Source organism: Vibrio makurazakiensis (assembly GCF_050337375.1).
Lineage (GTDB): Bacteria > Pseudomonadota > Gammaproteobacteria > Enterobacterales > Vibrionaceae > Vibrio > Vibrio makurazakiensis.
Genome location: NZ_JAKJSW010000427.1, coordinates 1 through 1,494, shown reverse-complemented (window position 1 = coordinate 1,494; position 1,494 = coordinate 1). Strand labels below are relative to the sequence as shown.

Below are 1,494 nucleotides of genomic sequence, written 5' to 3'. Positions count from 1 at the left end.
GTCTACTAAATCATTATTTATTAATTCTCCTCTTATTGGCCATCTAGATAAAGAGCCTCACTTAAATTATCGTTATTTCCAAGGTGGGTTTAGAGCACTGAAGAAAAATTTCATGGGGAGCCCTTGGAACGCATATTTTTGTATAAGAAAATCTCTGGTAGGTGTGTATTACGTTATTCGTTATAAGATGCCAATAAGAAAGTTTTTTGGTGCGTAAGGAGTAGATATGAAAAAAGTATTATTAGTGGCTTCGCCAGGCKGTCATTTTGTTCAACTAAGCTTATTGGCAGAGTGCTTAACGGATGTTGAAACTGTTGTTATTGGAACTTATGATTTTAAACCATCTTTTATGGTTTGTGATAGATATTTTGAGATCGACGACTTTAGTCGTGATGATTGTCATAAAGTATTCAAAGTGTTGTTTCAAGGTTGGCGAGTTCTAATTCAAGAAAAGCCTGACCTTATGGTGACTACCGGTGCAGCACCTGGATTAGTCATAGCTTTTCTTAGTAGATGTTTACGTATTAAAACAATTTGGATTGATAGTATAGCTAATTCAAAAAAGCTATCTTTGTCTGCTCAACTGGCAAAAAAGCTTGGGGTGGTGGTGGTATCTCAATGGAAAGAGGTTGCAGAGCGATCTGAAGTAGAGTTTCAGGGGAAGTTAATATGATATTTCTCACTGTTGGAACACAATTTCCTTTTGACCGGTTAGTATCTTTTGTTGACTCATTTGCGAAGTCAACACGTCAGGTTGTTGTTAGTCAAGTTGGTAATTCTAATTACGAGTCAGAGTATATGGAGGTCAAAAGATTTTTATCACCAGATGAAATAAATAATGCATTTAGTAAAGCAAAGGTGATAGTTTCTCATGCGGGTATGGGTTCTATTATTAATTGTTTACGCCTAAAAAAAACAATTATAATATTTCCAAGGCTAAGCAAATTTGGTGAGCATCGTAATGATCATCAATTAGATACGATAGCCTCATTTTCTAATGTACAGGGAGTATATGTCGCCAATAATGAAACTGAGTTACATCAACTATTAGATGATATTGACTCCCTTGTTCCACCATTAGGCTTAAATACACCAGAAAGAGCTTCTTTAGTTGATTATATAAATAGCTACCTATAGGGTTGTGAAGTGTTATTTTAACAGCAAGAATCAATATGTATGTGAGTAGTTCACAGTGTTTCTCATTGAGTTATTCAACTCATCTTGCTCCTGTCATCCATAAATCTATTAAGCTAAATACTGTGCATCATAGCGAATTCTAAAGCTTATATAAAAAGCGCGCAGTGGCGAAATTAAGAATTTTACTGGTATTAGTTCTGATTACGAAGCGCCAGTGAGCCCTGAAATTCATGTGAAAACAGCAGAATATTCAGTCGAAAAATGTGCTGAACAAATTATTGATGCACTTCAAGAACGTGGCATCATTTAGATATAAATTATCCGTTATCAAATCGAGCACTTACTGCAATCAGTGCT

The 1,494-nt window shown here is 35.3% G+C and carries 3 protein-coding genes and 1 pseudogene; all 4 read left to right on the top strand.

Features of this window, described 5'->3' with window-relative positions; all coding sequences use genetic code 11:
• On the top strand, positions 1–217 hold a 217-nt coding region (locus L4C33_RS22170; RefSeq protein ID WP_428814542.1), incomplete at its 5' end, for a hypothetical protein.
• A 9-nt stretch (positions 218–226) separates the two neighbouring features.
• Complete coding sequence (locus L4C33_RS22165; RefSeq protein ID WP_428814541.1) at positions 227–673, top strand: hypothetical protein; 447 nt, start codon at positions 227–229, stop codon at positions 671–673.
• Complete coding sequence (locus tag L4C33_RS22160) at positions 670–1,137, top strand: glycosyltransferase (RefSeq protein ID WP_428814540.1); 468 nt, start codon at positions 670–672, stop codon at positions 1,135–1,137. Before L4C33_RS22165 ends, L4C33_RS22160 begins: the two co-directional genes overlap by 4 nt.
• A 166-nt stretch (positions 1,138–1,303) precedes the next feature.
• Positions 1,304–1,447, top strand: a pseudogene (locus L4C33_RS22155) (adenylyl-sulfate kinase); the annotation flags it as partial.
• Between the last annotated feature and the right edge of the window lie 47 nt (positions 1,448–1,494).